Origin of the sequence: Halomonas sp. Cn5-12 (genome assembly GCF_021532545.1) — a bacterium.
In the GTDB taxonomy this organism is placed as follows: Bacteria; Pseudomonadota; Gammaproteobacteria; order Pseudomonadales; family Halomonadaceae; genus Vreelandella; species Vreelandella aquamarina.
In genome coordinates this window covers 21,674-29,066 of the sequence record NZ_JAKGAY010000039.1, presented here as the reverse complement: position 1 = coordinate 29,066, position 7,393 = coordinate 21,674, and the positions used below count along the sequence as shown (strand labels likewise).

The 7,393-nt window shown below is 53.8% G+C and carries 7 protein-coding genes and 1 pseudogene; 2 read left to right on the top strand and 6 right to left on the bottom strand.

Annotation, left to right across the window (positions count from 1 at the left end):
• Positions 1-170: pseudogene (locus tag L1249_RS15625) on the top strand (IS256 family transposase); the annotation flags it as partial.
• Here the strand turns inward: L1249_RS15625 and L1249_RS15620 are convergent.
• Complete coding sequence (locus L1249_RS15620; RefSeq protein WP_228168902.1) at positions 121-663, bottom strand: GNAT family N-acetyltransferase; 543 nt, start codon at positions 661-663, stop codon at positions 121-123. The pseudogene L1249_RS15625 and the gene L1249_RS15620 sit on opposite strands and share 50 nt — an antisense overlap.
• A 115-nt stretch (positions 664-778) precedes the next feature.
• Between L1249_RS15620 and L1249_RS15615 the strand changes: the two genes are divergently transcribed.
• Positions 779-1,411: a LysE family translocator gene (locus L1249_RS15615; RefSeq protein WP_137094290.1), complete on the top strand. Its 633-nt coding sequence runs from the start codon at positions 779-781 to the stop codon at positions 1,409-1,411.
• Positions 1,412-1,421: 10 nt separating this feature from the next.
• On the opposite strand, the gene L1249_RS15610 is transcribed toward L1249_RS15615, so the two are convergent.
• From L1249_RS15610 to L1249_RS15590, 5 genes are all read right to left on the bottom strand, one after another.
• Complete coding sequence (locus tag L1249_RS15610; protein ID WP_137094243.1) at positions 1,422-2,414, bottom strand: LLM class flavin-dependent oxidoreductase; 993 nt, start codon at positions 2,412-2,414, stop codon at positions 1,422-1,424.
• Between the two features lie 110 nt (positions 2,415-2,524).
• Positions 2,525-3,211 carry an SDR family oxidoreductase gene (locus L1249_RS15605; RefSeq protein WP_054641365.1) on the bottom strand — a complete coding sequence of 229 codons (687 nt, stop codon included), beginning with the start codon at positions 3,209-3,211 and terminating at the stop codon, positions 2,525-2,527.
• A gap of 89 nt (positions 3,212-3,300) precedes the next feature.
• On the bottom strand, positions 3,301-4,557 hold the full coding sequence (locus L1249_RS15600; RefSeq protein WP_062361438.1) for a nitrate regulatory protein: 1,257 nt from the start codon (positions 4,555-4,557) through the stop codon (positions 3,301-3,303).
• Between the two features lie 79 nt (positions 4,558-4,636).
• A complete protein-coding gene (locus L1249_RS15595; protein WP_044628983.1) occupies positions 4,637-5,989 on the bottom strand; it encodes a NarK family nitrate/nitrite MFS transporter in 1,353 nt (450 codons plus the stop codon).
• A 316-nt stretch (positions 5,990-6,305) separates the two neighbouring features.
• A complete protein-coding gene (locus L1249_RS15590) occupies positions 6,306-7,325 on the bottom strand; it encodes a patatin-like phospholipase family protein (protein ID WP_058575936.1) in 1,020 nt (339 codons plus the stop codon).
• Positions 7,326-7,393: the final 68 nt, after the last annotated feature.

Below are 7,393 nucleotides of genomic sequence, written 5' to 3'. Positions count from 1 at the left end.
ACTGCGGCTCCAGAGCGACGACCCTGGCGATGGTCTTCAAGCTGCTTCAGAGCGCCCAGAAGCGCTGGAAGCGGATCAAGGGGTTCAACAAGCTGGAGCTGGTCGTGAACAACGTCCAGTTCAAGGATGGCGAACCCTTGACCGATCAGTCAGACAGGACTGCCGCCTGACCGGCCATACACAGAATTTGACAATAACTCCATAACCAAGCGATGAGTGGCAATAAGCGTTGGGCACCGTGCCAACAATGCTAAACCCCAGACGTTGCCATAAGGCCACGGCGACTTGGTTGCTGGCCACTACGGCGTTGAACTGCATGGCTATAAAACCATGTTGGCGCGCAGCTTGCTGTGAGTGTTCGCACATGGCTCGCGCAACCCCTTTACCTCGCGCGTGCGGCGTTACCATATAGCCGCAGTTACACACGTGGCTACCAGGGCCAGCGGCATTCGCTTTTAAGTAGTAACTACCTAGCAACTGCCCCTGTTCGTCTTTCACTGCAATACTGAGCAGTGGTGTTTTGCACCACAGTGAAAAAGCGTCGTCATAAGTGATGTTAGGATTTATCGCGTAGGTTTCTTCGGCAGCTACAATGGCCTGGAACGTGGGCCAAAATAGGGCGAACTCATCCGCACTCATTGGTGAAAATTGAAGGGTTTGCATGGGTCTTTTCTCGTTCATTAAGGCATAAGCTACGTTAGCATATTCTGATGCGGCTCAGCACAGTTGCATCGTTCCCCACCGAGTGGGCCATAAATTACAACGAGAGGGCTTGGCAATGACCATAGAGAGCGCACTGACCTACTTTTTAGCTATCTTTGTGTTTGCCGTGACGCCTGGCCCAGGAATTTTTGCGTTACTAGCCAAGGGGATGTCGGCGGGTACGCGTCCGTGTATCCCGCTGGCGCTGGGTATGGCGGTGAGCGATGTGATCTATTTATTGCTGGCGTTCTATGGCCTAGCAGCGCTGGCCGAAAACTGGGGAGAAGCTTTTACGCTGCTTCGCTATGCGGGGGCCGCATACCTTTTTTACCTGGGCTGGAAGATGTGGACCGCGGACGTGACGCCTCACGCACTAGACACTATTCCGCTTAGTAGCGGCGCTTGGCGGCGGGATATCTTTAAGAGCTTTCTACAAGGCTTTCTGATTTCGGCCTCTAATCCGAAGGTCATTCTGTTCTATATTGCGTTTTTACCCACCTTTATCGATCTCACCGTGCTAAACCGGAGCGATATGTTTCTGGTGGTGGGCTTAACGCTGGTTGGGTTGATGATGGGCTTAATGCTGGTAGCATCGTTTGCTTCCTCTGCGCGGCGCTTTTTTCAATCGGCGCGCGCTCAGAAAGGCACCAACCGTACCGCAGGCTCGCTGATGGTAGCGGCAGGTGCTTTTCTCGTTGCGAAAGGGTGAGTAGAGCGGCTTAACGTATGGCTTGGGCAACAATCTCATAGCTGCGCAGCCGATCAGCGTGGCTATAAAAGTCGCTATTAATCATAAGTTCGTTAGCGCCGGTACGTGCTTGAAACTCTTCTAATTGCGCTTTTACTGTTTCCGGGCCGCCAATAATAGCCGCCCCCAAAAACTGCTCTACTTGAGCGCGCTCCATGGGGGACCAGTCTAACGTGTCGACGGGGGGCAGTGACTGGGTCGGTTTACCACGAATTAAGTTTAAGAATTTTTGCTGAGCGGTGGTGGCCAAGTAGTGCGCCATCTCGTCGCTTTCCGCCGCCATGACAGGCAGGCCCACCATCGCATAAGGTGCCTCTAAATGCTTAGATGGCCGGAAATTATCCCGGTATAGGCGCAATGCTTCAAAGAGATAGCCCGGCGCAAACTGCGCAGCAAAGGCGAAGGGTAGGCCGAGCTTTGCCGCGAGCTGTGCGCTGTAACCGCTGGAGCCCAGTAGCCAGATGGGGACATGGGTGCCTTGGCCTGGAACGGCTTTAACGGTTTGGCGAGGGTCCGCATCGTCTAAATAACGGCGCAGCTCTTCAAGTAGCTCTGGAAAATCATCAACTCCTGCATGGGCGTGGCGGCGCATAGCCCGCATGGTGGCACCATCTGAGCCAGGCGCGCGGCCCAGGCCAAGGTCAATTCGCCCTGGGTAGAGGGTTTCCAGAGTGCCAAACTGCTCGGCAATCACTAACGGTGGGTGGTTAGGCAGCATAATACCCCCGCTACCCACGCGAATGGTAGATGTTTGCCCCGCCACATGGCCAATTAGTACGGCGGTGGCCGCACTGGCAATCCCTGCAATGTTGTGGTGTTCGGCTAACCAGTAGCGCTGATAGCCCAAAGACTCCGTATGCTGGGCTAAAGAGACGCTATCACGAAACGTTTCAGCAGCGTTGCCGCCTTGGCGGATGGGCGCTAGGTCAAGAACAGAGAGTGCGGTTGAGGCAAGTTGGCTCATAAGTCACCTGATAAACATGCATGGTCGGCGGGCCAAGTTGTTAGCACGCTTCATAATACTATGTGTATGCGGGCAGCAACGAGCAAAAACAAGGTGTCAAGCGAGCAGAGTTACTCTCGGGGCGGTGTGGGTCGCACTAGGATTTCATTAACGTCAACATGGGGTGGTTGCGACAGAGCATAGATCACCGCATTGGCGATATCGCGGTCTGCTAGCGCGTACTTGGGTGGTTCATCAAAGAAGGGAGTATCGACCATGCCAGGCTCAATCAGCGTCACCCGCATGCCGGTGCCGCGTAACTCCTCGCGCAGATTATAACCAATACCCGTTACTGCCCACTTAGTGGCGCTATACATGGAGCCTGGGATGGTGGTGCGGCCTGCGGCAGAGCCGGTTAAAAGAATATGACCCTGGCGGCGTTTTAGCTCTGGCAAGCAGGCTTGCAGCGTAAGGCCAACTCCGTAGATATTGGTGAGAATCATCTCCCGCCAAGCAACATGATCGGCGCTGCTAAACCCACCCGGTGAGCCACCGCGACCTGCATTGGCGAATACTGCATCAATGTGGCCGAAGGTTTCAATCGCCTGTTCCACCATAGCTTGCTGCTGGCTTAAGTCGGTGACATCAACTTCGCAGGTGAGTACGTTCTCTGGACCAAGCTCTTGAGCAAGCGATGTCAGCTTATCGGCTGAACGAGCGGCAAGTACCAACTGGTAGCCTTCACGAGCCGCTGCACGAGCGGTGGCCGCACCAATGCCGCTGGAAGCGCCGGTAATTAACAGTACGCGGTCATGCATCGCTTACTCTCCTTGCTCATTAAACTGGGTGAGCTTTCAGCATGGCTAAAACCTAATCAGGTTGCAAATCGGGCTCAGCGCTGCTGTTTTTACTCTTTACGTTGCAGCATGGCAGAGAGGTCAAGAATCGACTGTGCCATATCCGCCATGCTTTTGCTTTGGTCCATTGAGGTTTTTCGCAGAAAGCGGTAGGCCTCCTCTTCACTCATGGACTGGTGCGCCATGATTAATCCTTTTGCCCGCTCGATTAGCTTGCGTTCACGGAGAGCCTTGCGGGTATTCTCCAGCTCGTCGCTTAGCCCCTGTAAGCGGCTGGATTGAGCATGAGTGAGCTCCAGTAGTGAGCGGCTAAGCGGAGAGTTGAGGGCGTTGGCGGTTAGGTCGCCAAGCGGCTGAGTAGAGTGAAGGGCTAGTAACTGTTCACAGGGCGCAGGCAGCGGTCTGTCAGGCTTCGCCTTCGTTTGTTCTAGCTCTGCTTGGGCCTGGACAATTTTATGATGGCAAAGGGCCGTTAATTGGGTATTCAGGGTGTCTTCAACCGTTTTAATCGTATCAATACGTAGGGTGGTGAGCTCGTACCAGGTTTCACCTAACGTATTGCCTGATGCCGTTTGGTGGTGAGAGCGCTGGCAAGCAATATCTCGCAACTGACAAATGTCCGCCAGTGTTCTAGGAGAGAGGGATTGTTGCCAAGTCCCCAGAGCCTCTGGGGTGGCAAATTCTACAAAGGTGTCAAAGCAGCGCTGTTGGGCGTCAACCAACTGGTTCAGCAGCGTACGGTGGGCATTGTCGAAATGACCGAGAGTAAAACCAAAGGCGCCGCAGGCGCGCTCTTGCCCCGCCAGCTCTTTACCCTGCATAAGATGAAAAATAGCGACCAGGGCACGGGTAATGTCTGGGTCGACCGCTGTGTCGGCCGCTTCAAAAACAATCGCTAAGAGATTGCTAATGAGATGGTTAAACGCTTGAGTTGCTGCATCTGGCGATATGTTGAAGGTCTCAATTGCATGCCGTAATACATCTAGTTCATCCAGTGACAGCCAGACGGCAGCAATGCGGCGTAATAAGCGCGCTGTCGCCTGTGGCCGTGACTCCTGGCTAAGCGCTTCGAGACGCTGACGCATCGAGGCTTCCGCCGCTTGACTATGCTGCAGGTAAGTGGCTCGTCGAGTTTTAAAACGCTTGCCTTTTGAGGCTAAGTAAATCGTCGAGGCTCCTCGCTCGCGTTGAAGCACATGAATAAACTGGCTGACATCGCTGACGATATCTGCTGTGGTTGCTAGGTGGTTAAGGTTATCAATGTCGCAGCGCAGGGCGGTTAAGAGTAGCTGTTGGGCAGAAGACATGTTGATTTCCTTATTACTCGCCGCCTAAAGGTAAAAAGCCCCCACAGCGATGCGCATGCAGGGGCGGTGTTAATTAATATTAACGCAATGACAGTGCGCCTGCTCCTGTGTCTTTGCCTACCGCATCACGATAGGCGCTGGCTTCTTCTGCTTCGGTGGCATCACTAAAGCGAACGACCAGTACGCAGGAGGCAAGTACCAATACGGTTAAGCCGAGGTAAAAGAGGCCTTGCTGGTAGCTGAGGCTTTCGCTACGGAATAGAAACGCTGCCGATACAGCGCCCACGTTACCGCCTGCACCGACAATACCGGCCACTGCGCCCAAGGCTTTTTTATTGATAAAGGGCACCACACCAAAGGTGGCGCCTTCCGCCATCTGCACGAACAGGCTAAATACCAGCATGATGCCAATCGCCAAGCTGAGTACATGCATTTGCGAGAAGGTGACGAGAGCGATGCCTTCGCATAGTAGGGCGATAAAGAGCCAGCGGACGCGTCCTTTTAGCCCACCCTGTTTAGCGAATAGGTCGGAAAAAACGCCGCCAAGGGTACGAGCAAAAATGTTCATTAAGCCGAACAGGCCTGCGATTAAGCCGGCGGTTGCCAGGGTAAGATCGAATTTATCGAAGAAGTAGATTGCCGCGATATTGTTGATGGTCAGCTCGACCCCAAAACAGAGTCCGTACACCACAAACAGCGCCCAAACGCGGATATCCTTTGCCGCCGCTAAAAAGCTCTGGGCTGCGCCATGCTCTCCGGTGGCTGGCGGTAGTTCACCGCGGGCGCGCAGCTCGCTGAAGTTGCCGTCTGGGGCATCTTGAGTGAACAGCCAGTAAGCGATACCGGTAAAAAATAGCACTACGCCAGGCACGACCATGGCCAGACGCCAGCCGAGCGCCTCATTAACGCCTAGCATCAGCATGCCCGCAAAAATCAACGGCATAACAATTTGTGTGGTGCCGCCGCCTAGGTTGCCCCAACCTGCGCTCGTGGCATTAGCTGTGCCAACCACATTGGGCGCAAACATCATGGTGGTGTGGTACTGGGTAATCACAAACGAAGCGCCGATAGCGCCAATCGCTAGGCGGGCCAGCAAAAACGTTTCAAAACTGTTAGCCAGACCAATGCCCATAACCGGAATGGACCCGAGCATCAGTAGGCCTGTGTAGGTTTTACGTGGCCCAATACGATCACACAGCACGCCAATCAACAGGCGCACCACCACGGTGATCGCCACCGAGGCAATAATGGTATTGCCGATTTGGGTTTGGGTGAGTGATAGATCCTCGCGAACCACCGCCATTAGCGGCGCAATGCCGAACCAGCCGAAAAAGCAGATATGAAATGCGAACCAGGAGAGGTGAAACGCGCGCATTTGCGGTGTTGAGAAGTTCAACAGTCGAATGCGGTTGGCTTTATTGCGAATGTCCATGGATGGCCTCACAGAGCATAGAACGAGTTTGCCGAGACACAACGCATCAGGCGTTGCGTGGTTACGAGAACATGCCTTCGCCATTGAAGGTCAGGTTCGACGCACTCGTACCCTTGCGGGCCTGGTCCACGCCTACTACTACTGCATAGCAATAAGCAAATACTCCGCCATCTGTCTTTTTAAATATTTAAATCAGTTGCTTACTGTTTTTTCAAAGCAGTGCTAAGGGAAATAAAATCACTAGATTAATCAAGTGAGCGCACTCCTCATGAGCAGAGTGCGCCAAGTTGGGGCAGTGCTGGATGGCTGAAGGGAGTTATTCGTGCAGATATACTGCATCAATATCCAGGGTTGAGCGTTGGCCGATGGCATCAAAGTTAGCCGTGATCCAGTTGTCGGCGGCTTCTCTCCCTTGGTCAAACAGGTGGCATAAAAATGGCCATTCAGAGTTGAGTTTGCTTGAAACCGATAAGCTATCGAGTGCCTGATCGCCACTAATGCGGTGAAAAAGCGACTGCTGGTAGCAGTTTTCAATACCCTGCTCTTCAAGGGTGCGTTTCAACAGCGCGATCATGCGCACTTCTTTAATCAGCGCGGCATTAAAGGTGATTTCGTTAAGGCGGTTCATAATGGCCGAAGCGGAGGTGGGTAGTTCATCACGGCGAATCGGGTTGATCTGTACCAACAGAATATCCCTTGCGCTGCACTCTTCCATTAAGGGGAAGAGGGCTGGGTTGCCCATGTAGCCGCCGTCCCAATATGCTTCGCCGTCGATTTCCACAGCCTGGAACATAAAGGGCAGACAAGCCGATGCCATGACCGCATCGACGCTCATCTCTTCTCGACGAAACACACGCTGTTTGCCGGTGCGCACGTTAGTAGCTGCCACAAAGAGCTTTAGCTGGTCGCACTGGCGTACCCGCTCAAAGTCGATGTGGGCCGCCACAATATCGCGCAATGGATTCAAATTGAGCGGGTTGAGTTGGTAGGGCGACACCAGGCGAGTCATCAAGTCCATGGCGATATAGCCGGGGGAGTGCTCCAAACTCCAATTGCCGGTTAGTACATCCATCGGCGAGCGGCGGATAGGGCTTGCCATGCCCGCGCGGCTTACCGCCTTCCAAAAATTCCTGAGAGATTGCCGGGCGGCCTGTTTACCACCACGGGTAAGGGCATCTGCCATGACTACGCCATTCATAGCGCCTGCGCTGGTGCCACTAATGCCCTCAATCTCAATACGGTCATCTTCCAGAAGTCGATCAATAACTCCCCAGGTATAAGCACCATGGGCTCCACCGCCTTGTAGCGCGAGATCTAGCTTCTTTGCAGCTGCCATCGTCATCCTCACCGTCTGCGTTATGAGTTCCATGCTCAGCATGGCATAAATAACGCATTACGGGAGGA